General features: G+C 68.3%; 25 protein-coding genes and 7 pseudogenes. 18 read left to right on the top strand and 14 right to left on the bottom strand.

Translation table 11 applies throughout. From position 1 onward, the window contains the following. Positions 1-266 (top strand): annotated as a pseudogene (locus AB0J64_RS51590) (hypothetical protein); the annotation flags it as partial. A gap of 74 nt (positions 267-340) precedes the next feature. Here AB0J64_RS51590 and AB0J64_RS51585 read toward each other — a convergent pair. Continuing rightward, positions 341-978, bottom strand: a pseudogene (locus AB0J64_RS51585) (transposase); the annotation flags it as partial. A gap of 463 nt (positions 979-1,441) precedes the next feature. On the opposite strand from AB0J64_RS51585, the gene AB0J64_RS51580 reads away from it, so the two are divergent. Beyond that, positions 1,442-2,356, top strand: a complete 915-nt coding sequence (locus AB0J64_RS51580) for a zinc-binding dehydrogenase (RefSeq protein ID WP_364044897.1) — start codon at positions 1,442-1,444, stop codon at positions 2,354-2,356. 426 nt (positions 2,357-2,782) lie between these two features. Here the strand turns inward: AB0J64_RS51580 and AB0J64_RS51575 are convergent, their stop codons facing one another. Then, positions 2,783-3,169, bottom strand: a complete 387-nt coding sequence (locus AB0J64_RS51575) for a VOC family protein (RefSeq protein WP_364044894.1) — start codon at positions 3,167-3,169, stop codon at positions 2,783-2,785. A gap of 402 nt (positions 3,170-3,571) precedes the next feature. Between AB0J64_RS51575 and AB0J64_RS51570 the strand changes: the two genes are divergently transcribed. After that, positions 3,572-3,940: a hypothetical protein gene (locus tag AB0J64_RS51570; RefSeq protein ID WP_364044891.1), complete on the top strand. Its 369-nt coding sequence runs from the start codon at positions 3,572-3,574 to the stop codon at positions 3,938-3,940. A gap of 11 nt (positions 3,941-3,951) precedes the next feature. Next, positions 3,952-4,089 (top strand): hypothetical protein, encoded by a 138-nt coding sequence (locus AB0J64_RS51565; RefSeq protein ID WP_364044888.1) that lies wholly within the window; start codon positions 3,952-3,954, stop codon positions 4,087-4,089. 366 nt (positions 4,090-4,455) lie between these two features. Here the strand turns inward: AB0J64_RS51565 and AB0J64_RS51560 are convergent, their stop codons facing one another. The 3 genes and pseudogenes from AB0J64_RS51560 to AB0J64_RS51550 form a co-directional block, all read right to left on the bottom strand. Continuing rightward, positions 4,456-4,581 carry a hypothetical protein gene (locus AB0J64_RS51560; RefSeq protein ID WP_364044903.1) on the bottom strand — a complete coding sequence of 42 codons (126 nt, stop codon included), beginning with the start codon at positions 4,579-4,581 and terminating at the stop codon, positions 4,456-4,458. A gap of 15 nt (positions 4,582-4,596) precedes the next feature. Next, a pseudogene (locus AB0J64_RS51555) lies at positions 4,597-5,018 on the bottom strand (Tn3 family transposase); the annotation flags it as partial. Positions 5,019-5,327: 309 nt separating this feature from the next. After that, positions 5,328-6,323, bottom strand: a pseudogene (locus AB0J64_RS51550) (recombinase family protein). A 289-nt stretch (positions 6,324-6,612) separates the two neighbouring features. Between AB0J64_RS51550 and AB0J64_RS51545 the strand changes: the two are divergent. Then, a complete protein-coding gene (locus AB0J64_RS51545; RefSeq protein ID WP_364044885.1) occupies positions 6,613-6,771 on the top strand; it encodes a hypothetical protein in 159 nt (52 codons plus the stop codon). Positions 6,772-6,845: 74 nt separating this feature from the next. On the opposite strand, the gene AB0J64_RS51540 is transcribed toward AB0J64_RS51545, so the two are convergent. From AB0J64_RS51540 to AB0J64_RS51530, 3 genes and pseudogenes are all read right to left on the bottom strand, one after another. After that, complete coding sequence (locus AB0J64_RS51540; RefSeq protein ID WP_364044882.1) at positions 6,846-7,961, bottom strand: hypothetical protein; 1,116 nt, start codon at positions 7,959-7,961, stop codon at positions 6,846-6,848. A gap of 224 nt (positions 7,962-8,185) precedes the next feature. Next, entirely contained in the window at positions 8,186-9,136 is a 951-nt protein-coding gene (locus AB0J64_RS51535; RefSeq protein ID WP_364044879.1) for a DUF1963 domain-containing protein, read from the bottom strand. A 475-nt stretch (positions 9,137-9,611) separates the two neighbouring features. Then, a pseudogene (locus AB0J64_RS51530) lies at positions 9,612-9,783 on the bottom strand (Tn3 family transposase); the annotation flags it as partial. On the opposite strand from AB0J64_RS51530, the gene AB0J64_RS51525 reads away from it, so the two are divergent. Next, on the top strand, positions 9,716-9,898 hold the full coding sequence (locus AB0J64_RS51525; protein ID WP_364044900.1) for a hypothetical protein: 183 nt from the start codon (positions 9,716-9,718) through the stop codon (positions 9,896-9,898). The pseudogene AB0J64_RS51530 and the gene AB0J64_RS51525 sit on opposite strands and share 68 nt — an antisense overlap. Here AB0J64_RS51525 and AB0J64_RS51520 read toward each other — a convergent pair. Both AB0J64_RS51520 and AB0J64_RS51515 read right to left on the bottom strand, forming a co-directional pair. Further along, on the bottom strand, positions 9,883-10,776 hold the full coding sequence (locus tag AB0J64_RS51520) for a LysR family transcriptional regulator (RefSeq protein WP_364044876.1): 894 nt from the start codon (positions 10,774-10,776) through the stop codon (positions 9,883-9,885). The genes AB0J64_RS51525 and AB0J64_RS51520 overlap by 16 nt on opposite strands. Before the next feature lie 9 nt (positions 10,777-10,785). After that, positions 10,786-11,682, bottom strand: coding sequence for a LysR family transcriptional regulator (locus tag AB0J64_RS51515; RefSeq protein ID WP_364044873.1), 897 nt, complete (start codon positions 11,680-11,682; stop codon positions 10,786-10,788). Positions 11,683-11,848: 166 nt separating this feature from the next. On the opposite strand from AB0J64_RS51515, the gene AB0J64_RS51510 reads away from it, so the two are divergent. Together AB0J64_RS51510 and AB0J64_RS51505 are read left to right on the top strand one after the other, a co-directional pair. Beyond that, positions 11,849-12,157, top strand: a complete 309-nt coding sequence (locus AB0J64_RS51510) for a carboxymuconolactone decarboxylase family protein (protein WP_364044870.1) — start codon at positions 11,849-11,851, stop codon at positions 12,155-12,157. Further along, positions 12,154-12,642, top strand: a complete 489-nt coding sequence (locus AB0J64_RS51505) for a hemerythrin domain-containing protein (protein ID WP_364044867.1) — start codon at positions 12,154-12,156, stop codon at positions 12,640-12,642. Before AB0J64_RS51510 ends, AB0J64_RS51505 begins: the two co-directional genes overlap by 4 nt. Positions 12,643-12,763: 121 nt before the next feature. Here AB0J64_RS51505 and AB0J64_RS51500 read toward each other — a convergent pair. Then, positions 12,764-13,374: pseudogene (locus AB0J64_RS51500) on the bottom strand (TetR/AcrR family transcriptional regulator). Positions 13,375-13,510: 136 nt separating this feature from the next. Between AB0J64_RS51500 and AB0J64_RS51495 the strand changes: the two are divergent. From AB0J64_RS51495 to AB0J64_RS51465, 7 genes are all read left to right on the top strand, one after another. Further along, the gene (locus AB0J64_RS51495; protein WP_364044864.1) at positions 13,511-14,368 is read left to right on the top strand and encodes an SDR family oxidoreductase; all 858 of its coding nucleotides are present in this window, start codon (positions 13,511-13,513) and stop codon (positions 14,366-14,368) included. A 231-nt stretch (positions 14,369-14,599) separates the two neighbouring features. Then, positions 14,600-16,129, top strand: a complete 1,530-nt coding sequence (locus tag AB0J64_RS51490) for an FAD-dependent monooxygenase (protein ID WP_364044862.1) — start codon at positions 14,600-14,602, stop codon at positions 16,127-16,129. 527 nt (positions 16,130-16,656) lie between these two features. Further along, positions 16,657-18,237 (top strand): CocE/NonD family hydrolase, encoded by a 1,581-nt coding sequence (locus AB0J64_RS51485; RefSeq protein WP_364044859.1) that lies wholly within the window; start codon positions 16,657-16,659, stop codon positions 18,235-18,237. A gap of 204 nt (positions 18,238-18,441) precedes the next feature. Continuing rightward, the gene (locus AB0J64_RS51480; protein WP_364044856.1) at positions 18,442-19,221 is read left to right on the top strand and encodes an alpha/beta hydrolase; all 780 of its coding nucleotides are present in this window, start codon (positions 18,442-18,444) and stop codon (positions 19,219-19,221) included. Next, positions 19,218-19,412, top strand: coding sequence for a MerR family transcriptional regulator (locus AB0J64_RS51475; protein ID WP_364044853.1), 195 nt, complete (start codon positions 19,218-19,220; stop codon positions 19,410-19,412). The genes AB0J64_RS51480 and AB0J64_RS51475 overlap by 4 nt, the downstream gene beginning before the upstream one ends. Before the next feature lie 10 nt (positions 19,413-19,422). Further along, positions 19,423-20,328, top strand: coding sequence for an alpha/beta fold hydrolase (locus tag AB0J64_RS51470; RefSeq protein ID WP_364044850.1), 906 nt, complete (start codon positions 19,423-19,425; stop codon positions 20,326-20,328). Between the two features lie 232 nt (positions 20,329-20,560). Beyond that, positions 20,561-20,977 (top strand): VOC family protein, encoded by a 417-nt coding sequence (locus tag AB0J64_RS51465; protein ID WP_364044847.1) that lies wholly within the window; start codon positions 20,561-20,563, stop codon positions 20,975-20,977. Here AB0J64_RS51465 and AB0J64_RS51460 read toward each other — a convergent pair. The 3 genes and pseudogenes from AB0J64_RS51460 to AB0J64_RS51450 form a co-directional block, all read right to left on the bottom strand. After that, entirely contained in the window at positions 20,974-21,171 is a 198-nt protein-coding gene (locus AB0J64_RS51460) for a hypothetical protein (RefSeq protein ID WP_364044844.1), read from the bottom strand. The two genes, AB0J64_RS51465 and AB0J64_RS51460, sit on opposite strands and share 4 nt — an antisense overlap. A gap of 136 nt (positions 21,172-21,307) precedes the next feature. Continuing rightward, positions 21,308-23,260: pseudogene (locus AB0J64_RS51455) on the bottom strand (Tn3 family transposase); the annotation flags it as partial. Positions 23,261-23,411: 151 nt separating this feature from the next. Beyond that, positions 23,412-24,104: a GntR family transcriptional regulator gene (locus AB0J64_RS51450; RefSeq protein ID WP_364044841.1), complete on the bottom strand. Its 693-nt coding sequence runs from the start codon at positions 24,102-24,104 to the stop codon at positions 23,412-23,414. 137 nt (positions 24,105-24,241) lie between these two features. On the opposite strand from AB0J64_RS51450, the gene AB0J64_RS51445 reads away from it, so the two are divergent. Genes AB0J64_RS51445 through AB0J64_RS51435 form a run of 3 tightly spaced genes read left to right on the top strand, consistent with a single transcriptional unit; the run spans position 24,242 to position 26,213 of the window. Further along, entirely contained in the window at positions 24,242-24,766 is a 525-nt protein-coding gene (locus AB0J64_RS51445) for a YbhB/YbcL family Raf kinase inhibitor-like protein (RefSeq protein ID WP_364044838.1), read from the top strand. After that, complete coding sequence (locus tag AB0J64_RS51440) at positions 24,763-24,945, top strand: hypothetical protein (protein ID WP_364044835.1); 183 nt, start codon at positions 24,763-24,765, stop codon at positions 24,943-24,945. Before AB0J64_RS51445 ends, AB0J64_RS51440 begins: the two co-directional genes overlap by 4 nt. Then, positions 24,918-26,213 (top strand): Tn3 family transposase, encoded by a 1,296-nt coding sequence (locus tag AB0J64_RS51435; protein WP_364044832.1) that lies wholly within the window; start codon positions 24,918-24,920, stop codon positions 26,211-26,213. Before AB0J64_RS51440 ends, AB0J64_RS51435 begins: the two co-directional genes overlap by 28 nt. Positions 26,214-26,240: the final 27 nt, after the last annotated feature.

The raw sequence follows: 26,240 nt of genomic DNA, 5'->3' as shown, positions 1-26,240 counted from the left end.
GGCCATTCCGGCTCCTTGAGCCGGATCGCCTTCGCGGGCCGGATCCGGGGCCGGTGGCGTGGGGTGGCGTCGCATTTGCCCCCGGCACCTGGCGCCGCCTGGTCGGCCACATGCTCCGCTCCTACGCCACCCCCGGCACCGACGTCCCTGCACTCGCCGACGCCCCCACTCACACCGCCCTGTACCGCGCCATGATCCGATTCGGCCGCACCAGTCCAGGTCACGAGCCGACCACGCAGGCCGGCGAGTCCGGACGCGGCGCCTGAGCGGCAGCCGAACGGCCAGTGATATCGGCGAGCCCAAGGCGGTACCAGCTGACGACGCCGCCCACTCCTGGCGGGCCCGGCCTGGTGCGCGGACGGCCCACCGGCAGACGGATCCTGATGCGCTCCAGCACGGCGCGAAACTGCGGGCTGTCTCCCGCTTGACCTGAGGTCAGGACGAAGGACAGCGGACGGCATCGCCGCTCGGCCGACAGATGGACCTTGCTGGTCAGCCCACCCCGCGAGCGGCCCAGCCTGGCCACCTTCAGCCGGAACCTGCGCCGCCGTCGTACCCGCTGGCGTCCGTCCTCGTCCCCGCCTTCGCCGTAGTGGCCGTCGTGGGAGTTTTTGCCCCTTTGACGCAGCCCTTTTCCTCTTCGGCGGCCTCTTCCAGCGCCTGAGCCAGCTCGCCGTCCACGACCATGCCGGCGGCATGGTGGTGGGCCCGGGCAGTGGTGGAGTCCACACTGACCAGGTCGAGGTCGGCCTGCCCACGAGCCGCGGCCTCAGCAATCAACGCTTGCATCAGCTGCTCGAACACGCCCGCTGTCGCCCACGACCGGAACCGGTCATAGGCGGTGGGCCATGGCCCGTACTCGATGGGCAGATCCCGCCATTGACTGCCGGTACGAAACCGCCACATCACCGCGTTGAACTGCTGTCGCAGATTCGGGATCGGACCTCGCTCGCCCAGTGGCAGGTGAGGCTCGATCAAAGATCATTCCTCATCGGTGAGGTCTCCGCGCGCCATGGCGAAGGCATACCAGGATCACAGAGCGTAGCGCAGCGAAACCCTCTGATCTCAACTCCATACAGGCCCTAGCAGCGCGGAACCCTTGCCGGCCAGGCGGGAAGCAGATTGCGGCCCGTCGACAACCTGACCCCGAAATCGGCTCTCGCGGGCGTCGACGACCCGGGCTCGGGCTGCTGCCGGCACAGGCAACGTCCGCGCCCAGTAGCACCAGCCCGCCGACGATCACCGTCGTCAGCAGCACCGCCGCCGCGGCCCCGCCGACCAAGGCGAGCGCGGGCCCACCGGCATCAATCGCAGGCCTGGGAGCTCGTCTGGCGGTTGCGCAACCTTGACAGCTCAAAATGTTAGATAGCGGATCGTCTTTAACAAAACTATCTTCTAGTTTCTTATTTATTGTCTCGCCTCCCACGCACAGGAGATGTGGATGTCCACGCGCGCCCTCGTAGCCGACCCCTCTGCCCCCGCGAGCATCGCCTTCGGCGAGGTCGCCGGGCCGGTCGCCGGGCCGGGGCAGGCGCTCGTTGAGGTGATGCACGCCTCGCTCAACTACGCCGACCTCAACAACGCGACCTCCGGACGCATCCCGGCAGGGGCGCCCCTGGGGCTCGACGCGGCTGGGATCGTCCTACAGGGAGCGGCGGACGGGTCCGGCCCCGTCGCCGGCACCCATGTCGTGCTCTTCGCGGACGGCGCGTTCGCCGAGCGAGTTGCGGTCGATGTGTCGGCTGTGGCCGAAGTCCCGGAGGGGGTCGGGCTGGCCGAGGCGGCCGCGCTGCCGACGGCGGGCCTGGCCGCGCTTCGCTCCCTGCGCGGCGCCGGCATCGCGCCGAGCAAGCGCGTGCTGGTGACCGGCGCCTCGGGCGGCGTGGGCCGGTATGCGGTGCGGCTGGCCGCCCACGCGGGGGCGTACGTCATCGCCTCGGCCGGCTCCCCCGAGCGAGGTGACGGGCTGGCCGGTCTTGGCGCCGATGAAGTGGTCGTGGGGCTGGACGACATCAAGGAGCCCGTCGACATTGTCGTGGAGACCGTCGGCGGGCCTCATCTGGTCAGGGCCTGGGAGTTGCTCGCCCCCGGCGGGAGCCTTCAGTCCGTCGGATGGACCTCGGGCGAGCCGGCCGTATTCCCGCCATATGCGACCGTCGGGCCGCCCAAGACACTCACCTCGTACGTCAACGAGTTCGGGGCCGCCGACGACCTGGCCGAGTTGGTGCGGCTCACGGCCGACCGCACTCTGACGCCCGAGATCGGCTGGCGCGGCCCCTGGGAGCGCTTCGCCGAGGCAGCCGCCGCGCTGCGGGGCCGCCGCGTGGGAGGGAAGGCGGTCTTCGACCTCCAGTGACGCCGGTACCTGGTGCGGCGCCACTCGTGTGTTGCGCGAGGACGGCGTGCTGGCCCGGGCCGGCCGGCTCAACGCAGACAGGCCGCCGGTCCTGGACCCCCGACCGTCGCGGCGGCGGCCACGCGGTGCGAGCCGGGGCGGGCTGGGGCGATGGGGCCGTGACCCAGTCGTACGGACCGTCTGCGACCGGCACGCAGTCCCTGCAGAGGCGAAGACGGGCAGGTGGAACACCATCAACCACGGCCCGGACGGCGATCAGCCGTCTCGTCTCGGCCCAGGTGTGGGTGTTGAGGTCGTTTCGGATCACCATCAGCGGTCGCCGAGTTGCCGGTGAGCAGCGCCGAATAACGCCGCGTAGTCGGCCTCGGCGAATGCGGGCCGCTCGGCCAACCGCGCCACCGCCGCGATCACCGCCAGGTGCCGGCCCTACGCCTGCTCCTTGTACACCGCCTCGATGTTGTTGCCGTCCGGGTCATCGACGAACGCGCAATAGGCGCCGTATTCGGGCCAAAGCCGGGGTTCGTGCCGGGACTTACCGCCAGCCGCCAGCGCGGCCGCGTGGAAGGCGTCGACCGCGGCCCGGTCGCGGGCGGTGAATGCGATGTGCGCGCCCCGTGTCACTGTGGCGTCGCCAACGGGATACAGACCGAAGGAGGGTGTGTCCAACTCCTCTTCCCAGAACTCCGTTCCGCCGTCAGCCGCCTCTCCGACAACACCGAGAGGTTTGAGCGCGGCGGTGTAGAAGCGCGTGCTCGCCTCGAGGTCCGCGGCGATGAAGGTCACGTGGTGGATGAAGGGCCATCGTTCTGTCATGACCGCCGAGTCTACGAGAGCCGGCGCCGAATCCTGGTGCCGGGCCTCATGCAGCTCGCGGAGCTCGTCGTCCGACAACGCGACCCCGAAACCAGCTCCCGAGGACATTGGCGACCCGGGATCGTGCTGCTGCCGGCCCACGCGCCCAGGCTGCGGGGATCGGCTGTCTGGGTCCGCTGTCGGCACAGGCAACGTCATTGCGGGCAGAACGGGTGCATGCGCCCGGGCCGGATCCGGTGGGCCGAAGTCGGCGGCATCGTCGCACGTCATCGTGCGCAACTACGACGGCTGCCGAGGAGGGCCGCCGCTGTGTTCTGGAGGCCGGCGCGGCCGCCGCTGCAGCCGTAGATACTTGCACCGATGATGAGGTGTATGACTGCTGTCACACGTCTAGTGACGTTCGTGGATGTCGATGATCAGGCGGCTGACACCATCTCGGTGTCGGCGCGTCACGAAGCAGAGCTCGTCGACGGAACCCGCGTGCTGCTGCTGAATGACCGAGGTTGGGGCTCATCGCAAGGCTGGGCCGCGACATCGGTAGCAGACATACAAGAGACGACACGGGCGGTGGTTGGGCCCGATGAGCCGTTCGATGGCCGTTCCCAGGAAGCCATGGAAGCACACCATTGGGACGCGCTCCAGCAGATCGCCCAGCGGCAGGGAGTCATTGTCGATGCGGCCGCGCTCAGGCGACTGCCGCACGACGTCGTGCTCAGCCAACAGGTACTCGCGCGCATCGGCGGCAACCCAGACACCGGCACCTCCGGCTGAGCCGGGCAGACATGCTCACCATCGCCCGCGCCCGGCGGATCCGCGGTGAATCCATCGCGGCGATCGCCAAGCACCTCGGCGTCGGCCGCTCCATGCTTTACCGGGCGCTGGAGAACAACGACCCGACCGCCACGAGCAGCGCCGGGTAGGCCCACGGCTCGGGCTTGCAGAAATGACCGCAGCAAAGCCGCGCGACACGACGTTGGGGCCGCGTACCGTCACGGTCGTGCCCCCTTCCGACCCGACCGCCAGCAGGTCGATCGGCCCGTCCGCAGACGGCATCGACGCGGTGACCGCCTTGCTCGACGCAAGCCGTCATTACGCCAGGCACGTGCGCCTGCTGGCCGACCAGCTGCGCGCGGCGCCGCTGAGCGCCAATGAGTCCGCTGCAGGATCGTGGCGAAGATGCTGGAGGCGGGAATCAAGCAGCGCCCGGGAACCTGAGTCTCCGTGACGGGGTGGCCGATGACACCCTCAAGTTCATTCACCGGCGCGTCCTGACCTCACAGCCGCGTTCAGTCGTCGTCCCATTCGGGCTCGTCCGGGTTGCGCAGCTCCCGCACGCCGGCAGGGCCGAGATCGGGCAGCGCGAAGGTGTAGGTGCCGATCACGTTGATGTGCCGACGGCCGAACGGCGACAAGCGGGCTACATCCTCCTCCGCGAGCGGGTAGCCCGCCTCCTGCAGAGCGCCCAAAGCCTTTCGATGTAGAAGGTGTTCCACAGCGTGACGCAGTTGAGCACCAGGCCCAGCGCACCGAGCTGGTCCTCCATGCCCTTGTAGTAGCGCTGGTATACCTCGCCCTTACGGCCGTGGAAGATCTTCCCCGCCAACGCGTGGCGGGATTCTTGCAGGTTGCGGATGCCCTTGATGTCATGCCGGTACGGTTCCTCCACCGCGTAGGTGAGGATGTGAAGCGTCTTGAAAATGCGGCCGTAGGCGGCGATCGCGCCCCCGAGCGGGGTGGGGTTGCCGTCGCGCTGCAGCATCCTCATCACGTCATAGGCGCGGATCCGGCCGGTGTAGATCGACACCACCACCCGCAGGATGTCGTCCCAGCGCCGCTTGACCTTGGCCAGGTCGATCTTGCCGCGGGCGAAACGCGCCAGCGGCCCGTAGTCGGCGTCCTGGATCCGCCAGCCCTTCTGGGGGTGTGACCCAGGTACGGCAGAAACGGGCCATGGGATGATCTTGGTCTAGGTCTCGTCGCCCGGCTCGCAGTCGAGGTCGAGCTGGCCGAGGCTCTGGATGACGGGCTCGGGCGGCATCAGGTCGTCCATCGCCTGGCGGTGGTCCGCGTCGTCCCCGCTGGAGATGAGGCGGTCGCTGAGGACGTACCCGGGTGTGAGTAGTTGCGGTACTGGAAATCCCGGTGAGAACGATCATGGTCATGAGCTGAGCGCTGCGGCGTCCGGTCGGGGCCGGGGGACGTCTGCGTTGCGGAGGTCGGCGAAGTCGGCGTGGGCCTGCTCGACGGCTTCGGGGTATGCCTCGCGCTTGGCGTGCTCGGCGAGCGCCCGGTAGATGCTCGCCACCGAGGGGTCCTGCCTCTTGCGCTTGCCGGTAGGGATGATCAGGTCGGGCTGGATCTGCTCGACGGACTCGCCGCCCGCGCGGCGGCGCAGCACGGTGTGCAGCATGTCGTCGGTGATGACCGGGGGCCGGCCGCCGTGCTTGCCCTTGCGGGCCGCGGTGTCGAGTCCTTCGAGCGTGGACTCGCGGATGTTCTCCCGCTCGGTCTCGGCCATCGCGGCGAAGAATGCGAACAGCAGCTTGCCGGGCCCGGTGGGGTCGTAGATGCCGGGCAGCGGCCCGGCGAGCATCTACAGGACGAGGCCGTGGGCGGTGAGGTGGTCGGCGAGCGCGGTGAGTTCGGCGGCGTCGCGGCCGAGCCGCTTCATCTCGTACACGGTGAAGATGACCCGGCAGTGCGGGGCGTGGGCCTTGACCTCCCGCGCGGTCCGCAGCGCCTCCTCGAACTTGGGGCGTACGCGGACGCGGGTGCTGATCTTCTCGCTGAAGATCTTGTCCCTCGGGATGCCGTGCTTGCTGAGCGCGTCGAGCTGGGAGTCGAGTTCCTGCCCGAGCGTCGAGCAGCGGGCGTAGCCGATGCGGATGTCCGCGCTCGGCAGGTCCGAGTCGATCGGCGCAGGCGGTGGGGTGCCCGGCTGCCCCGGCCTGCGGTCGGCCGGGGTCGGCACCCTCAGCGCCTTCTTCAGGCGGGGCACCAGGGTGAAGCGGCGGGTGTGGTAGGCGGAGGTGACCGCTCCTGAGCGCGAGCGGCACGGTGATCCGGGCTGCGTGTCGCACTTCGGGCAGGCGTGCCGCTCGACATCGTCCGCGTCCGACTGCTCGGACGGGGAAGGGGTTTGAGGGTCCGTCATCGGCCGGATTTTCGCACAATGCAAGTCTCAGAAGGGGGCCCATCGCTTTGAGTGAGAACGGGTTGTGAGAACCAATCGACGGTCGGGCGGGGGCCGGCGACCCGTTCTTGATCATGCTCGCGCAAAGGATCGTTTGTGAGACTGCGGCCCCCCGGGGTGTCGATTTCCGAAGTCCTTTGCGCGGATGTCGGAAGTCGCCTGCACAGAGTGCCTGAAGGGCTGTCCTGTGCGGTGTGCAAGTTCTACAGAGGTGAGGTGGCCGCCTGAAGATGCCGGGCCTACGGGATCGGTGCGGCGTTACGTTGCTGAGCGCCGGCCGCGGATCCGGGTGGAGGCCGGCCGGGGACCGGTCGAGGCGTTCATCTCCCAGACGCACCGGGCCGGCGCCGGGGCCGAGGGCGACTTCGGTGACGTCACGGTCTGGATCGGCGGATCGCGTCCAACGTGAGCCGTGTCAGTCGCGGCCTCGATGACGGCGTGGTCGACGCCTGGTTCCTCGACTCCCTCGTGACCTGAGGCAGGTCAGCACCGCTCGAGGAGGTCGATGCGGTCCTGAACGTCGGAATACTCGGCGGCCGCGTCGGCGAGGATGCCTTCAGGAGTGCGTCCTTCGCGGCGGTCGAAGTGGACCTCGGCGATCGCGGCGATGCCCGGCTGCGGTTCGGCGTCCTCGTCCACACCGAACATGATGACCTCGAAAGGGCCGTTGCCGGAGGCGAGCAGGTAGAGCAGATCACAGAGGTCCGTGGCGACCGCGCCGACATCGCCCTCGTCGCCCAGGAAGACGACCGGCTGCTGCTCGGCCGGACGGCCCTCATGGACGAGCCAAAAGGCGATCTGCGAGCCGCTACCGTTGATGGCGAACACGCGGAACTCCCGCTCGGCGTCGGTGCACCCGTTCGCCGTCACCGAACCCGGGTCGAAGCGGTCGAGCATCTCGAAGTCGATCTCGCCGAAACCGGGCGCGTTTTGGTAGGCGTTCAACGCTTGCAGGGCCGGGGGGAACGGCTCGTTGACATCCGGCTCCGGCCAGTCCGGGATCGTCCGGACCGGGAAGGTGGCACGCACCTGTTCGGCTGCTCGCAGGAGCTCGGGGTCGTCCTCGTCCAGTTCGTTGAGCCTCAGGCTGAACCAGATGAAGCGCCCGTCGCCGTGATAGCGCGCCTCGAGCATGGTGCGCTCGTCGCGCTCCAGCACGTGGACGATGTTGCCGTATTCGGCGACCCTGCTCTCCAGCGCCCGGGCACGCGCCTCCGGCTCGGACAACTCGATGGTGATCCCCTCGCGGAGCGGCGGTGTGTAGCCATCCACGATGTCGATCTGCGTGAGGTAGCCGAGCAACTTACCCCGGCCACGCACCCGAGGCGGGGGGTAACTGCCGGGAATTCGCGCGGTCGCCTTGTAGACGAGCGACCATCCGCACTCGTCCACGCCCTTGGCGTCCACGCCGTACCGGTCGGTGAACGTTGCGGGCGCGTCGAGACCGTAGGCCTGATGCAGCTCGACCAGCCGGGGGTCGTCGGTGCGGCAGCCGAGCAGGCCCTCAAGGACGGCGAAGGGCGGCGAATCGGTCATGACCGGCGACAGTAGCGTCACCGGCCAGGCCCCTGGCGGGATCCGCGCGATCGAGATGATCACGTGATGGACGGTCCGCCTGTCAGGGGTGTTCACGAATGGGGTTGAGCAGTGACGATGAGGCCTTGGCTAAGATCGCTTCCCAGGAAGGTCGTGATCGTTTCCCAGCCGAGCATCCAGGGGCTCAGTGTGCTGCCGCCCTGGGGCCGGTCTCGCCCGGTCATTCGGAACCACGTGTGCCTGTACGAACGTGACACGGCCGAACGCAGTGCCGGACAGGGTGTGCCTCACCAGCCGGAAGCGTCGGCCACCACACGAGTAAAATCGCCATCGTGCAGCGCACCGGCTGGACTCACGAAGTGCAATGACCCTCCATCGCCCCACTGGAACTCTCGAGTGCTGGTCAGTTCGAGGATGTGGACGAACTCTTCCTTGGCTCTCAGACTGGTCCGCAGGCACGAGCCTGCCCCTAAGCTGGGCCAGCCGAAAACCCGGTGGGTGTGTTCATCGAACAGCGATTGCCTGGCCATGTGATCGGCCCAGACCGAACCGAATTTTTCATCGACGAACAACCCCGGCATTGCCCCGTAGATGCCTGTGGCGGCATGGGTACCCAGATCCAGGCTGTTGAGCACCGGGTCGTCGGCGAAGTCCGGCAGGGTGAGGCCCGTAACCATGTGCAGGGAGGTCGTGGTGAAGCTCGTGGCAAGCGGCGGTGCACACACTTCTTCAGCGTGCCGGGAGTCCGCAGGAATGATCCGGCAAGTCAGCGGGTTTCCCAATCCGGGAAGCGCCGCCCGCAAGTGTGGGTGCCTGTTCTGGTAATCCAGATCATCGATCTGCAGGAAGAAAAAGTTGAGCAGGCAGGGACGATTCGGAAGATACGCATCGGCCCAGGACCCGAGGTGAGCGCTGTCGATTACGGCCAGCAGGCTGAGCGGATGACCTTCGTACTCAGGCCACGCGGTACCCGGGTTGAGCAGCGCCGGGCCGCCCAGCCGCGATCGCCCGGTCTGCACCCCTGATGCCGTGGGAATGAGTGCTGCTGTGGGCCTGGCCAGCGCCGCAAGCTGCCGTCCGACATGCTCACCCAGATGGGTCACGCACAAGTCGTAGAGCTCGTTTGCCGCCGCGTCGAGGTCCATAAGATCAATCGTATCGGCCTGCACCTTGACGGCTTGAGACCCTGAAACGCTGATCGCCTCAAGACAGCGCACAGTGCGCGGGTTGTCGGGCATGCGGCGGGTCTGTAGTCGCACAGGGACGGTTGTTCTGGGTGGAGTAGGACCCGATTGCAGAGGTGTCTCTTCACGCGAGCCGCAAAGCCATCTACAGTTACGGTTTGCAGGCGCTGCATGACTCTGTGCAGTCGCAGACTTTCTGGGGTTACGCACAGCGCCAGTAGCGGGTCCTGGTCATATCCGTCCGAGATTACCCGCTACGGGACGTCATGCCTGGTCAGCGCCTGGGAGGGCCAAAGATCCACCGGTCGCTCGTGGACGGGGTTACGGCTCGAACATGGCGGGATAAGTCCGGCGCGATAACGATCAGCAGCGCGTTTCCGCAGGTTGCCGTGCTCGATATCTCTCTTTAAGTCAACCGGCTGCCCCTTCCGGCCGTACTTCCTCTGTGGGCCTAGCGGGTAATCCCGGACGAATATGACCAGGACCCCATACTGCCGCGGCCTCATCACTGATCCGGATATCCCGCGTGTCTGGAGTTACGGATGCGCGGCATCATGTCGGGCCCGAACAAGGTGGCCAGGACGAAGACCGGAAAGTTCTGACTGGGTGTCCGCACGCACGGTGGAGGGCTGGATGTCGGAGGTGTTGGCCAGCAGCCCCTCGATCAAATACACCGCCTCCCACGGCCCACGCGGGATGAACCGCCGTCTGGAGTTCGACCTGAAGCAGGTGCACGACGCGAGGATCACGGGGATCGGCGCTGACATCAGCGGGCGCATCTGGCGGTCCGTGGTGCCTGGTCAGGGGCCGGGGTGAGGGCCGAGGTCGCGGACGGTCTGGGCGAGTGCGCGGATGAGGTCGTTCTCGGTGTCTGACCGCCATACCAGCGCGTAGGTCAGGGGCTCGACGTCGTGGACCGGCAGGTAGACGATGTCCTGCCGTACCCAGTACCGCGTCATGTGGCTGGGGAAGAGTGCCACGACCTCGCCCATGCCGGTCCAGGTGAGGATCTCGGCGCTGTTGCGCACGAGCGGGCCGCGCTCGATGGCGCGGCCCCTGCGGGTGTGAGACGGGACATAGCTGTCGAACCAGTAGTCCGGTTTGGTTTCGATGTCGACATGCTCGAAGTCGCCAACCACCTCCAGCGAGACGGACCCGCGCCCGGCGAGTTCGTGCTCGGCGGCGATGGCCAGCACCCGAGGCTCGGCGAAGAGCGCCGGTCCAACGGTGAGGTCGGGCTCCTCGACGGGTAGCCAGGCAACCAGGACGTCGATCTCGCCGCGGCGCAGTCCGCCGAACAGGTCGGCGAAGGGCGGGTGGCTGATGTGCAGCCTCCAGGCGGGGTGGCGGGCGCGGAAGGTGTCCCAGAAGGGGCGCAACTCGTGGACGTTGATGGGCAGCATGCCGACGCGGAGCACGGCGGTGATGCCCTGGGCGGCCAGGCGGGCGCGTTCGAGGCTGTCGCGCAGGCCGGCGTAGACGGGCCTCAGGTCGTCGCGGAGCTGACGGCCGAGCGGGGTGAGCTGGACCTGGCGGCGGTTGGAGCGGTCGAACAGCGCCCCGCCCAGGCGGCGCTCCTGCTCGGCGATGGCCTGGCTGACCCGGGCCTGGGACACGTGCAGCCGTTCGGCCGTCCGGCCGAAGTGCAGCTCCTCGGCCAGAGTCAAGAAGATCTCGATGTCCCGTATTTCCAATGACGTCTCTCAGGACAGGCTGAGGTGCAGCGGGCCGAGGTCGCGCACGGTCTGGGCGAGGGCGCGGACGACGTCGTTCTCGGCCTCGGTGTGCCACACCAGCACGTAGGTCAGGGGTTCGAAGTCATGGAAGGGCAGCCAGGCGATGTCAGGACGGCTCCAGTAGCGGGCGGAGTGGGCGGGCAGGGAGTTGACGACCTCCCCGACGCTGACGAGGGCGAGCAGCACCTCCATGTGGGTGACGAGCGGGCCGCGCACGATCCGGTGGCCGCGCGGCGTGTGCGGGGGCAGGAAGCCGTCGGCCCAGTAGCCGGGAAGCCGCGGCGAGTTGGTGTGCTGGAAGTCGGCGAGCATCTCGATCGAGGCGGCGGAGCGGGTGGCCAGCTCGTGGTCCACGGCGACGGCCAGTAGCCGGGGGTCGGTGAACAGGGCCGGTCCCACGGTGAGGTCGTCCTCCACCACGGGCAGCCAGGTGACCAGGACGTCCACCGTGCCCTCGCGGAGAACCGCGAACGGGTCGGTGAAGGGCGCGTGGCGGATGCGCAGGTCCCACTGCGGGTGCCGGGACCGGAACGTCTGCCAGTAGGCGCGCAGGTCGTGGGCGTTGCCCGGGGTCATGCCGACGCGGAGCACGGCGGTGATGCCGCGGGCGGCCAGATGGGCGCGTTCGAGGCTGTCACGGAGGCCGGCGTAGACGGGCCTCAGGTCGGCGCGGAGCTGCTGACCGAGCGGGGTGAGCCGCACGCGGCGGCTGGTGCGGTCGAACAGTGGGGCACCGAGGCGGCGCTCCTGCGCCTTGATCGCTTGGCTGACCCGGGCCTGGGAGACGTGCAGCCGCGCGGCCGTACGGCCGAAGTGGAGCTCCTCGGCGAGCACCAGGAAGATCTCGATGTCCCGCAGCTCCATATACATCCCTTTCCTCCGATAACCCGCATGTTATCGACCAGCACACGAAGTCGGCGTTGATCCAGGTCACGGCGCAGTGCAGCCTGGAAACCACCCGGAAGCGGCCGAATCCATGCGCCCCATGTCAGCGCCGGGCGACTCACTCATTGGCTGAAGGAGCATCCTCGTGCGAGCACGTATGACCAACCCTGCCTTCGTCCCGCCCGACGCGATGACGGGCATCGGCGCCATCTTCACAGCCGTCGACCAGGGCGGCATCCCCCACGAGTTGCAGGAGACCGTCGGCCGGCGCGCCGGCCAGATCAACGGCTGCAGCGCCTGCGTGCACGCGCACACGCAGAACCTGGGCAAAGCCGGTGAGAGTGGGAAGCAGATCGCGGCCTCCTGGCGGGAGGCGCCGTTCTACACCGACGCCGAGCCGGCCGCCGCCATCAAGACGCCCGCGGGCGCCGGCTGGGCCTGGCCGCCGCGATGAGCGAGCTCGATATGACGGCGGTGTACGGCATGCACGACGCGTTGCGCCGCGAGGTGATCCAGCTGTCCCGCCTCACCGTCAGGCTCGGCCAGGACCCCCGCCGCGACCTGCGCTGGCGGCGGTTCAAACAGTCTCTCCGTCGCCACTTCGCCGCTGAGGACCAGGCGCTGTGGCCGCCGCTGCGCCGGAGCCTGGCCCACCGAGCGGACCGCCTGACGCTGCTGGAGGCGCTGGAGGCCGAGCACGCCGCCCTGGAGGAGCTCATCGACGCCATCGACGAGCTGCACGCCGACACCGAAGCCGGCCTCGGCGGGCTCGGTGACCTCACCGACTCGCTGGTCACGGGCCTGACCGGGCACCTCAAGCATGAGGAGGACACGGCGCTTCCGCTGATCGGGCAGACGCTCACCGCGCGCCAGTGGGCGCGCTTCACTCGCCTCCACACCCGGCCGGCCGGCCTCGACCGCTGGAGCGCCACACCGTGAGCACCATCCCGCCGACCACCCTCGCACTGATCACCGGTGCTACTGATGACAACACCGAGAGGCGTCGACGTTACGCAGTTCCTTAGCGTCGAAAAGGAGCTTGAGGGAGGTTTCGCAAGCCTCATTGACGTGGGCGCAGTCCGTTGAGAGCGGTCTCGACGATGCTGTAGGCGTATTCGGGGGTGAGCGGTCCACTGCGCTGCAGCCATCGGTTGAGCAGCGGTCCCCACAGCACGTCGACGGCCACGTCGAGGTCCAGGTCCTCGGCAAGCTGCCCGGCCCGTTGGGCGCTGCGCAGTCGTTGTTTCTTCAGTTCTCTCATCGGGCCGTCCAGTCGTTCCGAGTAGAGAGCGGCGAGCGCCGGATCATGCGTGATCTCGGTGTTCAGGGCGCGCATCGGCTCGTCGTAGCGCGGATCGTTCAATTCCACGACCGTGGCCCGCAGAACCGCCTTCAGGTCCGCCTCCAGATCTCCGGTGTCGGGCAGGGCGGCCTCTCCCCGTCCGGTTGCTCGCTCAGCATGAGGAAGGCGTCGAAGAGGACCGCGCCCTTGGAGGGCCACCAGCGGTAGATCGTCTGCTTGCCGACGCCGGCCCGGGCGGCGATGCCTTCGATGCTCAGCTTGGCGTAACCGACTTCCTGTACCAGCTCGAACGCGGCGACGAGAATGGCCCGCCGGGAAGCCTCGTTCCGGCGGGCGGTGCTGGGGAGCGTCTTGTGCTGTGCCGTCATGCGACGAACCCATTAAAGACGAGACGAGACGGTCCGTCTTGACGTGGCGGGTGCGCGTCGGTATGGTCTCCCACACGACAAGACGAGACGGACCGTCTCGAATGATGTGAATGCAACAGATCGGAGTTTCCCGCATATGAGCGTCCCTCCCACCGCCCCCCGCACCTGGTTCATCACCGGAGCCAGCCGCGGTCTCGGCCGCGCATTCACCCTCGCCGCGCTGGAGCGCGGCGATCAGGTGGTCGCCGCCGCCCGTACCATCACGCCCCAGGACTTCGACGACCGGTACGGCGACCGGCTGCTCACCCTCGCCCTGGACGTGACCGACCGCGACGCGGTGTTCGCCGCCGTGAACACCGCCGTCGAGCACTTCGGCCGGCTGGACATCGTGGTCAACAACGCCGGAACCATGTCCTCGGGCATGATCGAGGAGTTCACGGAGGCCGAGACGCGCGCCCAGCTGGAGGTCAATCTCTTCGGGGCGATGTGGGTCTGCCAGGCCGCCCTGCCGCACCTGCGGGCCCAGGCATCCGGGCACATCGTTCAGATCTCCAGCATCGCCGCCCTCGGCGGCTTCCCCACCACCGGCATGTACAGCGCGAGCAAGTTCGCATTGGAGGGCATGAGCGAGGCGCTGGCGATGGAGGCCGCGCCGTTCGGCGTCAAGCTCAGCATCGTCCAGCCCGGCGGCTACTGGACCGACCTGTACACCAGCATGACGACAGCCTCACCTCTGGAGGAGTACGCCCCGTTGCGCGCCGAGCTGGAGAAGCAGTGGGCCGAGGGCTCGATCGACAGTGAGCCGCGTCTGGCCGCCGAAGCGCTGCTGAAGCTGGTGGACAGCGAAGACCCGCCGCTGCGGCTGCTGCTCGGCAGCATGGTCTACGACCTGGCCTTCAACATCTCCCGCCGGCGGATGGCCACCTGGGCCGCCTGGGAGCAGGTCAGCCGAGCCGCCGAACACGCCGTACCCGCCCCCGAAACCGCCGGTTGACCGGGCACCGGCGTCGAGCACCGGCCCTTCCGGCAGCAGAACCGCCGCACCGCCGGCTCCGGCAGCTCCGCCGGCGACTGTCCACTCGGCCGTACCGCCATCAGGAGGACGCTCATGCGTCTCGATCATCCCTCATCCGACACTCGACTCAGCCTTGCCAAAGCCCGCGGAAACGTTGCCGGTGACCGGGCAGCCCGCGGGCGCGACGAAAACTCACGAAAGGAGCAGCCAATGACAGACACCGATGTGATCATTGTGGGCGCCGGCCCGACCGGCCTCATGCTGGCCGCCGAACTGCGCCTGGCCGGTGTACGAGCGCTGGTGCTGGAGCGGCAGCCCAAGCGCCGAGACACCCCGAAGGCCGGCGGTCTCGGCGGGCAGATCCTGGAGCTGCTGCGCTACCGAGGCTTGCTCGAACGCTTCGAAGCAGCCTGCACCGGTCCTGTGCCGGCTCCCCGATTCCCGTTCGGCGGTGTGCATCTGGACTTCACCCAAATGGCGGATCCCCCGCTGCACGCCCTGCCGCTCCCGCAACAGCTGCTTGAGCGGCTGCTCGACGAACGCGCCGCCGAACTCGGGGTCGAGGTCCGCCGCGGGCACGAGGTGGCCGGGGTGAGCCAGGACGACGATGCCGTGACCGCGGAGGTGCGTGGCCCTGACGGGCCGTACCAGGTGATCGCCCGCTACCTCGTGGGGTGCGACGGCGCGCGCAGCCGGGTCCGCGACTGGGCCGGCATCGGCTTCCCCGGCACCACCTACCCGGAGGTCAACCGGCTGGCCCAGGTCACCTTGCCCGAAACGGTGACCGTGCTCGGCAACGGCGACCTCGACGTCCCCGGGTTCGGCACGATCCGCGCGGGTTTCACCCGGACGGATCATGGTCTCCTGGGAGTCGGCTCATCGCCCGGCTCCACGGTCGTCTCCCTCTACACCATCGAGGACGAGAGCACCGAATACGACGACGACATCCCGATGACCGTCACCGAACTCCAGGACAGCCTCCGCCGCGTGCTCGGCGTGCATCTGCCCGTGGGGGAACCGATCCGGCTGTCGCGCTTCACCTTCAAGGCCCGCCAAGCCGAGCGCTACCGTGACGGGCGGATCCTGCTGGCCGGTGACGCGGCGCATCTGTTCCCCGCCACCGGCGTGGCGCTCAACGCCGGCATGCTGGATGCGGTCAACCTGGCCTGGAAGCTGGCCGCCGACCTCCACGGCTGGGCTCCGGCCGGCCTGCTGGACACCTACCACGCCGAACGCCACCTCGCCGGCGCCCGCACCATGCTGCACGCCCGAGCCCAGGTGGCCCTGCGACGAGGACACGACGCGGCCGCCGAAGCGCTCCGGGAAGTCTTCCAGGAACTGCTCGCCGATGAGCAGCCGCTGCGCCGCATGGGAGCGCTCGTCGCCGGCACCGACATCCGCTACCCGATGCCCGGCTCCGGCCACCACCCGCTGGCCGGCACCTTCACCCCCGACCTCACCCTGCACACCGACCAGGGCAAGACCAGCGTCGCGGAACTCATGCACACCGCCCGGCCCATCCTCCTCAACCTCACCGACCGCCCAGACCTGCGCGAGACCGCGCGTGGCTGGCAGTCTCGCGTCGAGATCCATACCGCCAAGACCGATCACCGGCCGGCCGACGCCCTGCTGATCCGCCCGGACGCCCACATCGCTTGGGCCGCGTCCCTCGACGAACCCGCCGACACCGCCGCGCCCGCGCTGCGCGAAGCACTCACCGGCTGGTTCGGCACACCATGAAACGACGACCAGATCTGATGCGGAGTCGTGTCAGCAACCACGTCAGGACGCACCGGCCCGATATCAGAGCGGTCGGCGACGGTGTATGCCATGAACCGTTCAGCGGTCGCGGCCCTCGACGCCCCGCCTGGCCGGCGCCCACCGCCGGGCATCGCGCCGTGATCAGACCCGTCCCGCTGGGCCGGGTCGTGCCGGGCAGATCCGGTCTCCCTGTCTTCACCATCGACACCGCTCAACGGGGGTACACATGCCTATCTCACAACGGCGAGGATCTCTTGCCGCCGTCGTACTCGCGACCGCGCTCGTGGCCGCCGGGGCTCCCGCCGCATCCGCGACGGCGAAGTCGGCGGTCGAGATCTCCGGCGGTCTCACGCAGCCCGCCTTCTCCTACAAAGACGCCATCCGCGAGCACGTCCGGGTGCAGTCGCCGGTCGACAGCGACAGCGACGGCAAGAAGGACCTGGTCCGGGTGGACATCATCCGGCCGAAAGAAAGCAGTTCCGGGCTCAAGGTCCCGGTGATCATGCATGAAAGCCCGTATTTCGACGAACCGGGTGTCGGCTTCGAGTTGGGATCGCAAGACGTACGACGCGAACGGGAACCTGACGAAGTTTCCGCTGTTCTACGACAACTACTTCGTGCCGCGCGGGTACGCGTTCGTGTCCGTCGACATGATCGGCACCAGGTTGTCCGACGGCTGCCCCACCTCCTACGGCGCCTCCGACGTGCTCGGCGGGAAGGCGGTCATCGACTGGCTGAACGGCCGGGCGACCGCCTACGACGACAACGGCGATCCGGTGAAAGCCTCCTGGACCACCGGACGTACCGGGATGATCGGCCAGTCGTATGAAGGAGCCCTCGCCATGGGGGTCGCCGGCACCGGAGTGGAAGGACTCGAAACGATCGTACCGGTCGCGGGGTTCAGCAGCGGGTACGGGATGTGGCGCGCGAACGGCACCCTCACCTGGTTCAAGGGCGGACCGGAGTGGCAGGCCGACCGGGTCGACCTCGACCCGGAGGAGAAATGCGCAGCGGTGCGCCGCCAGCTGGCCGCCGGCTCGGATGACGAGACGGGCAACTACAACGCCTTCTGGCACGAGCGCGACTACCGGAGCGGGCCGATCTCAAAGGCGCGCAACGTGCGTGCCAGTGTCTTCACGGTGGTGGGGATGCAGGACCGGAACGTCCGAGCCGACCAGTTCTCCACCTGGTGGGCCGGACTGCCCCGCAACGTGCAGCGCAAGGCGTGGGTGACGCAGTACGGGCACCTCGACCCGTTCTATGCCCGCCGCGACGTGTGGGTCGACACCCTGCACCAGTGGTTCGACCACGAGTTGATGGGCGTGGCCAACGACATCATGCGCCGGCCGCGCGTTGACGTACAGCTCGGCCCGGGCCGCTGGATCACCCAGGCCGACTGGCCGGCGCCGACGCGGACGGTGACCCTGCGACCGCGGCAGGACGGCTCACTGGGCCGCAAGCCCTCGACCGGAACCGGCAGCTACCTCGACACCCGCCAGACCGAGGTGGCGATGGCCGGCGATCCTGCCACCACCAACGCCAACCGGCTGGCCTTCCTGACCCCGCCGCTGAAGACCGCGATGCGGCTGTCCGGAACGCCGTCGGTGAGCCTGCGCCTCAAGCTGGACAAGCCGACCGCCAACCTGGGCGTCCTGCTCGTCGACTACGGCCAGGACACCCGCATCCACGGCGTCGATCCCGCCGGCGGGCAAGGCCTCAAATTCATCGGTGGCGAGGACTGCGTCGGCGAGAGCACGGCCGATGACGACGGCTGCTACTTCAGGGCCGCCGACAACACGGTGACCTCCGGCTTCCAGGTGGTCACCCGCGCAATCCTGGACGCGCAGAACCACAAGTCGCTGAGCCGCGCGACTCCGCTGACGCCGGGCAAGTCGTACCAGATCACCTGGTCGATGCTGCCGCAGGATTACGAGTTCAAGGCGGGGCACCGGCTGGGTCTGGTGCTGACCGGGACCAACGACGACATCACCGACGCCGAACCCGGCACCGGGACCAAGGTCGCCGTCAACCTGGCCGGCACTTCGGTCTCGCTGCCGCTGTTCGCCGGCACGTCCAGCGCGAAATAGCTCGATCGATCTTCACCTACGGTCGCGGCCGGCGCGGTCGCGACCGTACGCATGACGTCCCGGATGTCCTTGCCGGCACCTGCCACCACAAACCGGACAGGAGATGCCGCTGGAAGGCGAAGAACACGATCGCGGTACATCGTTCACAGATGCGAAGGAGCACACATGACGACCTCTAACCCGGCCAACGCGACCTGGACCGGCATGGTGCCGGTCGACGACACGGCGCTGGCCGTGACCGACACCGGCGGTCCCGGTGTCCCGGTGGTCTACCTCAACGGCCAGTTCGGCATTCAGCCGCAATGGCGGCGGGTCATCGCCGAACTGGGGACGGGGTGGCGGCACATCACCTACGACATGCGGGCTCGCGGCAAATCGCAGCGTTCGGCGGACTATTCATTCGAGACAAACGTCAGCGATGTCCATGCCGTTCTCGCGGCCAGGGGAGTGCACCGGCCGCTTCTGGTCGGCTGGTCCTACGGCGCGGCGGTCGCGGCGCACTGGGCCAGCCGGAATCCGGACCGTACCGTGGGCGCGGTCCTGGTTGACGGCGCGTACCCGCACGACTGGCTCGACGAGGCCATGGAGCAGCGGATCCGCAAGCTGTTTCGACGGATGAGCTGGTTCTGGCCGCTGCTGCGCCCCTTCGGTATGGCCCCGCGGATGACCGCCGACCAGCAGGCGAACAGCAACATCGAGCTCGGCGTGATCTCCCGCGAGCGCGAGCTCGGCCCCGTGCTGAACAACATCACCGTCCCGGCGCGGTATGTAGTCGCTTCGGGGACATCCTTCGGAAGCCGCAGCGACGAGCAAGAACGGATGCGCACCAGCCTCGATATGGTGACCGCCCGCAACCCGAACATCCACATCAGCGCGAAGGTCGCCGGCAACCACGGTGCGATCCTGCGTAAGGACTTCCACGCCATCGCCGTGGCCGTACGCGAGGTCGCCGCCCTCGACCGCGGAGGGCGCCTGAAGGCATGACCAGCGCACTGACGATCCGCCAGGCAGCGGCCTTCGCCGGTGCCACGGTGAAGACCGTGCGGCATCACCACCGGCTCGGCCTGGTCGACCAACCGGCCCGCGACGTCTCCGGCCGCCGACGGTACGCCTCGGCCGAGCTGCCACGGCCGGCCCAGGTCCGCACCGTGGCCGGGCCGGGGTCCAACCTATGAGGAGTGAGACATGGCCACAGAGACCGACCCGCAGACCGGTGGACTTCGCCGCACTGAGACCTTCGTGGATGTCGCGGACGGCTATCGGCTTTGGGTGGAGATGGCCGGCGATCCGGAGCGTCCCGCCCTGTTACTGGTGATGGGAGCCAACACAAGCGGACTGGGCTGGCCCGACGAGTTGGTCGAGTTGCTGTCCCGGGACCACTTCGTCGTCCGCTACGACCACCGCGACACCGGACGCTCCACCCATGCCTTCCACGAGCGTCCCTACCCGATCCGGGCGCTGGCCGACGACGCGATCGCGGTCCTCGACGCGCTGCGGATCGCACGCGCTCACGTGGTTGGGATGTCGCTGGGCGGCACCCTGGTCCAACTGCTCCTCCTCGACCACGCGGACCGGCTGATGAGCGCCACGATCTTCGGCTCCGCGCTGCTCGGCGGAGCGGCCACCGACCCCGGCATCTCCGACGACGACCTGCCCGGACCCGACCCCCGGCTGCTCGCTCTGTGGGCGGAGCTCGGCCAAGAACGCGACCCGGAGACGGAGCTGCCCTGGCGCGTCGAGCACTGGAGGGTCCTCAACGGGGACGTCCTGCCCTTCGACGACGAGGAGTTCGCCGATCTTGAACGCCGGATCGCCGCTCACAGCGGCACCTGGCGCAGCGCCGCGGCCCATGCCCTGGCCGACCAGTCGGGGATGGAGCGCGGGGCCGAACTCGCGAACGTCTCTGTGCCCACCTTGGTGATCGACGCGCCGGAGGACCCCATCACCCCGCCCCCGCACGCCACCCGGCTGGCGCGCGCTATCCCCAGCGCCACTCTCGTCACAGTATCCGGTCTCGGCCACGCACTGCCCCTCGCGATCGTGCCGCCCCTCGCAGCAACGATCATCGCCCACACCGGCCGGCGACCCTGACACGGGAGAACCGTCCCAGGCGCCCGTAGACCCTTGTACGGCCGGGCGGGGCCTGGGCGTTCACCGAGCCGTCCACCTGCGGGCGCCGGCGTGTTCAGGTGGCGTAGCCGGAAATGGTCAATCCCAGCTCACCCTCAGAGGGCAAGATCATCCTCAGCGCCAACGGCTGTTCCGGTTCCTCAACCTCTGAACCCCATGGGCTGAGCCCCCGTCCGCACTGTCTGGAGGAGTCATGACAAGTAGGTTCACCGAGTTGGTTGTCGACTGCCACGATCCGGAGCGCCTCGCGGCCTTCTGGTGCGCGGTCCTGGACTTCAAGGTGATCGACCGGAGCGAGGACAAGGTCGAGATCGGCTCCTGGGAGCCGACCGTCGAGGAGGTCCGGGCTCGCCAGATGCCGCCCACTCTGCTGTTTATCCGGGTGCCTGAGGGCAAGATCGTGAAGAACCGGCTCCACCTGGACGTCAGCCCGATCGACGGCAGTACTGACAACGAGGTGGCCAGGCTGCTTGGCCTTGGCGCCGCCAAGGTGGACATGGGCCAGGGCCCTGGCCGGAGCTGGGTGCTCATGGCCGACCCCGAGGGCAACGAGTTCGACGTCCTGCGCACCCTGCTACCAGCCCAACTAGATGATCCGCCTAAGGGTTAGTGGTCGTAGGCCGTCAGTGAGCGCAGGACGGGCTGTCCGCTCTGGTCGTTGTGCCAGATGGCGGTGGTCAGCGTGAGGATCCGCTGCATGACGCGGACGACGACGCCAGCGGGTGTGCGGCCGTGGTGCTGTTCGAGGTTGAGCTGCCCCTTGAACTTGAAGGTCTCGTTGACCGACTCGACGACCTCCCGCACCCAGCCCTGGCCGGTCGGTACTCAGCCTGCCCGAAGCTCCGCTGCCACGGCGCGTTCCCGCAGTTCGGCAGCCTCGGCGCGGGCCGCTTCACCACATCGAGACCTGGCCCCAGCACGTTCGCCAACGGCTGGGCGATCAAGCGGCCAGTTCGACGTCGGTGAAGTCGACCTCTTTCAGCAGGGGATCGAACGGATCCGGCCGGTGACGTAGTTCGTCGGTGGCGTACGCGCCGAAGCGGCTGATGTGGGCGCGCAGGTAGGGGGCGATCTGGCCGAGCTGGTCGGCGGTGATCTGCCAGCCTTCGGCGACCAGCTGCCGCACGATGTCGGAGATGTCCAGGGCGTTGTGGAAGACGACCAGGTTGGCCAGCAGGGTGTTGAATTTGATCAGTTTCTCCTGCTCTTCGGGGTCGTTGTCGGCCAGCACCCCGCCGAAGCCGAGCCACTTGGAAAATCCGTTGTAGGACTCGACCTTGTTGGTCGCCGCGGTGACCCGCGCTCGCAGCGCCGGGTCGGCCAGATACCGCAGCAGGGCGACGGTGCGCACGCTGCGGCCGACCTCACGGAAGGCCTTGTAGATGCGGTTCTTGCGGGAGTTGGACCGCAGCCGCCGCATCAGTGTGGCCGAGCTGAGGCGGCCCTCGCTGATGGAGATCGCCACCTGCATCAGGTCGATCCAGTGCTTCTCGATCAGCTTCCAGTCGATGACGCCTCGGCCGCTCTCGCCGAACAGCTGATCGATGTGCGGGTAGACGATCTTCTCTGAGGCGCGGAAGAAGATCAGGTCCTTGAAGTTGCGGATGCGCGGCATCAGGTCGAACCCGAACAAGGTCGCCAGGGCGAAGACCGGGAAGTTCTGGCCCTGGGTGTCGGCGTGCACGGTGGAGGGCTGGATGTCGGAGGCATTCGCCAGCAGCCCCTCGATCAGGTACACCGCCTCCCACACCCCGCACGGAATGAACCGGGAGAACAGCGCCACGTAGGTGTTGGAGATGTAGTGGTAGGCGATGCCGCCGAATCCTCCGTACCGGATGCTGGTCTCGGCCAGGAGATTATCGATGTAGGTGTCCACCTGGGTGCCGTCGGCGGCCACCGTGCTGCCATCCCCCCAGGCCTTGACCACGTCCAGCTCGGCGAAGGCATTGATCACATCCGCGATCGCGGCGTTCAGCTTCTTCAGAGTGACGTGCCGGTTGCGGACCATGGACAGCTCGCGGGCGGTGACCCTGGCGATGTGCTTGGCCGCCTCGTACGGGCCGATGTTGATGCCGCCGGTGAACACCGCCAGCGAGTACCGCCCCAGCTTGTCCTTGATCTTGGGGTCGGAGCCGGAAGCGGGGCCGAAGTGGCGATACCAGGTGAGCCAGTGGGCGGTGCGCGCGACGATCGACAGCAGCGAGCGTTCGGGCATGCGCCGCTCGATCTCGGCCGCCAGCCGCTCGGCCTCCGCATCGCTGCCCTTGCCGCGGCGGCGCTTGAGGGTGGGCACACCACCCTCGTCGATGACCAGGTCGGCGTTGTCGAGGTAGCCGGCGTCCAGGTGCGCGGCCGCGCTCAGATGGGCATCCTTGAGGTGAGCGACGAAACCGGCGGGGGTGTCGGGCAGCCCGACCTTCTCGCAGAAGGCGGTCAGTTTCGGCTGGCATTCTTCCCAGGGCAGCAGGTGGGCGCCCCAGTCGGCGTACTCGTTCGAGCCGAGCACGGCCACGTCGCCGGTGCGCAGTTCCTCGGCCAGGTAGCAGAACACCATCGCCTCGAAATGCCGCCGCGCGACCATGCCGGGCCGTCTGCGGCCGGTCACCGCGCGCCGCCAGTTGCCCGAGGCGAACGCGATGCCCGACTCCGGCGCGTCCTCCTCCACCGCCGGGGGCAGCGGGATGAAGTCGCGCCGCGTATCTGCCGCATCTGGGTCACATCCCTTCTGGTCTGGGATGTCGGCCAGCGCCGGCCGGTACTGCATGCCCAGCAGATGCACCAGTCCGAAGACCACGTCGCTATAAGAGCCCGTATCGGTCACGATGATGTCCGGCCGCTGCCCGCCGTCGCGCCGAAACAGCACATCGATCATGTGCAGCGAGTCCCGGACTGTCCTGACTCGCTCGAAGTGATGCGGATGCGACTCACCTGCCTGCGGTGCATCAGATTTGCTGAGCCGGATGGGGACGGCCTGGCTCAGTGAAGGTGATGCGGACAGAAGGCCGGCGTCCCGGAGGGCACGATCATTATCTATCTGTGGAAGGTCACGACCGCCGCCTGACCTCATCAGATGCGCACGTGAGGGCGGCGACGGTCAACGTCAAGTGCTGGGCCAGTACCTCGGCGGCGGTGTCGGTGTCGCGGGCGAGGGCCGCCTCCTCCAGGCGGCGGTGCTCCGCGGCGCCGTCGCGGTCGGGCGTGCGCTGCGCCGACCAGCGGCGGGCCAGTTCGCTGGCCGTCCACAGCCGGTCGAACGTGTCCAGCAGCACGGAGTTGCCGCACCCGTCCAGCAGCGTCCGGTGGAAGACGCGGTGGGCCTCCGACCACGCGCTGCTGTAGTACTCGCCCTCCTCCGGAACGTACACCGGTGTGCGGACCAGCCGGTGGTGGGCCGCGCGCACCCGTGCCTCCCAGTCGAGGTCGCCACGCTCGATCGCCAGGCGCAGCATGACCGGCTCGATCGTACGGCGGGCCTCCGTGAGCTCCTGCCACCGCCGGTCCGAGAAGTCGGGGACGGCGAAGCCGCGGTTGGGCAGCCGCACCGCGATGCCCTCGCCGACCAGCCGCACCAGGGCCTCGCGTACGACGGCCAGGCTGACCTGGTGCTGCTGGGCCAGCTCCTGCGGCTTGAGCGCCTCGCCCGGGGCGTACTCGCCCTTCATGATCGCTTCCTGGAGCCGGGCGTGAATACGCTCGGAGAGCATCTGCTTCGTCGTTGGGTCGGCCGTCTGCGTCATGCCTTCAGGATAGACGATTCGAAAATAATCGATTATTCGTGTTATGGTCGATGATGTCTGGACAGCGCCCTCGATGGCGCTGTCCGCGTGGCCGACTCGTCGGCTGACACCCTCGCCATCTCTATGAAGGAACAGACGTGAACAACCCCTTTGCCCGCCTCCCCGAGGTGCCTTCCTTCACCGTCACCAGCGCCACGCTGGCCGACAGCACTCCCTGGCCCGCCGAGCAGATGGCCAGAGGCGTCCCGGGAGGCAAGGACGTCTCCCCGCAGCTGTCGTGGAGCGGCGCCCCTGAGGGGACGAAGAGCTACGCCGTCACGGTGTACGACCCGGACGCACCGACCGGCTCCGGGTTCTGGCACTGGGCCGTGGCCGATATCCCCGCCACCGTCACCGAGCTGCCCGAAGGCGCGGGCGACGACATCGGCTCCGGCCTCCCCGAAGGCGCCTACCAGCTGCCCAACGACGCCCGCGTGGCGCGCTACCTTGGCGCTGCCCCGCCGGCGGGGCACGGCCCGCACCGCTACTTCGTCGTGGTCCACGCCCTCGACGTCGAGACCATCAGCGTCCCGGCCGACGCCACCCCCGCGTACCTCGGCTTCACCATCGCCGGCCACCTCCTCGGCCGCGCGGTCCTCACCGCCACCGCCGAAACCCCATGACCGTGACCCCGATCGAGCTCTTCGCGTCCGGCATCCACCTGCACCGGGGCGGCAGGATCCACGCCGGCGCCCGGCCGGTGGACGCCGGGCGCGATGGCTGGCACCTGAAGGCGTTCCACGCCAAGACCGGTGCCGACGTCCATGGCAGGCGGTGCGCGAGGACGTGCTGGCCGGCCTGAACCTGGAGGCACCGGTCGAGAAGCACTTGGCTGAGCGGGTGCGGGTGCTTCATGCCGCCTGGCAGCAGATGGCCGAGCGTCTCGAAGAAGCCGGGGACGAGGCGAAGGTTTCCATCGTGGTGCCCGACAAGGGATGGCCCAAGCTGAACGTCGAGCGGCTCGGCGCGCTGGGCGAAAGCGAGTCGCTGCGCTGGCTGCGCGCCACCACCGCGGCCATGTTCCCGCGCATCGATCTGCCAGACCTGCTGTTCGAGGTGCACGCCTGGACCGGGTTCCTGGACGCCTTCGTCCACGTGAGCGAGGGCGGCACCCGCATGGACGACCTGGCCACCTCGCTGGTGGCGCTGCTGGTGAGCGAGGCGTGCAACATCGGCCTGTCCCCAGTGATCAACACCGACCACCGGGCGCTGACGCGAGATCGGCTCGCGCACGTTGACCAGTACTACCTGCGCGGCGACACCCTGGCCGCGGCCAACGCTCTGCTGATCAAGGCCCAATCGCAGGTGCCGATCGTCCAGCATTGGGGCGGAGGGTTACTGGCCTCGGTCGACGGGTTGCGCTTCATCGTGCCCAAGCACAGCATCAATACCGGCCCTTCGCCGAAGTTCTTCCACTTCAAACGAGGCCTCACCTGGCTCAACGCGATCAACGACCAGGTGTCTGGAATCGGGCAGCTGGTGGTCGCCGGAACCCCACGCGACAGCCTGCACATCCTGGACGCGCTGCTCAACCTCGACGGCGGCGTCAAGCCGGAAATGGTCACCACCGACAACGCCTCCTACTCCGACATGGTCTTCGGCGTCTTCGACATCCTCGGCTACCGCTTCTCTCCCCGCTTCGCCGACCTGCTCGACCAGCGCTTCTGGTACGCCGATCTCCCCAGCCAGCCCCGTGAACCTTATGGGCCGCTGGAGGCCCTGGCCCGTAACAAGGTCAACCTCACAAGGATCACCACCTGGTGGCCGGACATGCTGCGGGTGGCCGGATCGCTCATCACCAACCAGGTCCGCGCCTACGACCTCCTGCGGATGTTCGGCCGCGAGGGCCGCCCAACCCCGCTCGGCCAAGCCTTCGCCGAGTACGGCCGGATCGCCAAGACCCTGCACCTGCTGGCCGTGATCGACCCAATCGACGACACCTATCGGCGTCGGGTCAACCGGCAACTCACCATCCAGGAGGCACACCACACCCTGGCCCGCGAGCGGCGATCAACTCTCCCGGCCGACCAGTGGGGGCACGATCTTTGGGCGGGACTCAAGGTCCAGTAGCTATGAGTGCTCACCCACCGGCGGCTG

Origin of the sequence: Nonomuraea sp. NPDC049695, assembly GCF_040674955.1 — a bacterium.
Lineage (GTDB): Bacteria > Actinomycetota > Actinomycetes > Streptosporangiales > Streptosporangiaceae > Nonomuraea > Nonomuraea helvata.
Note: the sequence above shows the minus strand (reverse complement) of the source record. Positions and strands in the feature narration are given on the sequence as shown.

Coding starts and splice junctions, on each gene's coding strand:
- AB0J64_RS51580 (WP_364044897.1), top strand. CDS start 1,442: ATGTCCACGCGCGCCCTCGTAGCCGACCCCTCTGCCCCCGCGAGCATC.
- AB0J64_RS51575 (WP_364044894.1), bottom strand. CDS start 3,169: ATGACAGAACGATGGCCCTTCATCCACCACGTGACCTTCATCGCCGCG.
- AB0J64_RS51565 (WP_364044888.1), top strand. CDS start 3,952: ATGCTCACCATCGCCCGCGCCCGGCGGATCCGCGGTGAATCCATCGCG.
- AB0J64_RS51535 (WP_364044879.1), bottom strand. CDS start 9,136: ATGCCCGACAACCCGCGCACTGTGCGCTGTCTTGAGGCGATCAGCGTT.
- AB0J64_RS51525 (WP_364044900.1), top strand. CDS start 9,716: ATGTCGGAGGTGTTGGCCAGCAGCCCCTCGATCAAATACACCGCCTCC.
- AB0J64_RS51515 (WP_364044873.1), bottom strand. CDS start 11,682: ATGGAGCTGCGGGACATCGAGATCTTCCTGGTGCTCGCCGAGGAGCTC.
- AB0J64_RS51505 (WP_364044867.1), top strand. CDS start 12,154: ATGAGCGAGCTCGATATGACGGCGGTGTACGGCATGCACGACGCGTTG.
- AB0J64_RS51495 (WP_364044864.1), top strand. CDS start 13,511: ATGAGCGTCCCTCCCACCGCCCCCCGCACCTGGTTCATCACCGGAGCC.
- AB0J64_RS51490 (WP_364044862.1), top strand. CDS start 14,600: ATGACAGACACCGATGTGATCATTGTGGGCGCCGGCCCGACCGGCCTC.
- AB0J64_RS51485 (WP_364044859.1), top strand. CDS start 16,657: ATGAAAGCCCGTATTTCGACGAACCGGGTGTCGGCTTCGAGTTGGGAT.
- AB0J64_RS51480 (WP_364044856.1), top strand. CDS start 18,442: ATGGTGCCGGTCGACGACACGGCGCTGGCCGTGACCGACACCGGCGGT.
- AB0J64_RS51475 (WP_364044853.1), top strand. CDS start 19,218: ATGACCAGCGCACTGACGATCCGCCAGGCAGCGGCCTTCGCCGGTGCC.
- AB0J64_RS51470 (WP_364044850.1), top strand. CDS start 19,423: ATGGCCACAGAGACCGACCCGCAGACCGGTGGACTTCGCCGCACTGAG.
- AB0J64_RS51465 (WP_364044847.1), top strand. CDS start 20,561: ATGACAAGTAGGTTCACCGAGTTGGTTGTCGACTGCCACGATCCGGAG.
- AB0J64_RS51450 (WP_364044841.1), bottom strand. CDS start 24,104: ATGACGCAGACGGCCGACCCAACGACGAAGCAGATGCTCTCCGAGCGT.
- AB0J64_RS51440 (WP_364044835.1), top strand. CDS start 24,763: ATGACCGTGACCCCGATCGAGCTCTTCGCGTCCGGCATCCACCTGCAC.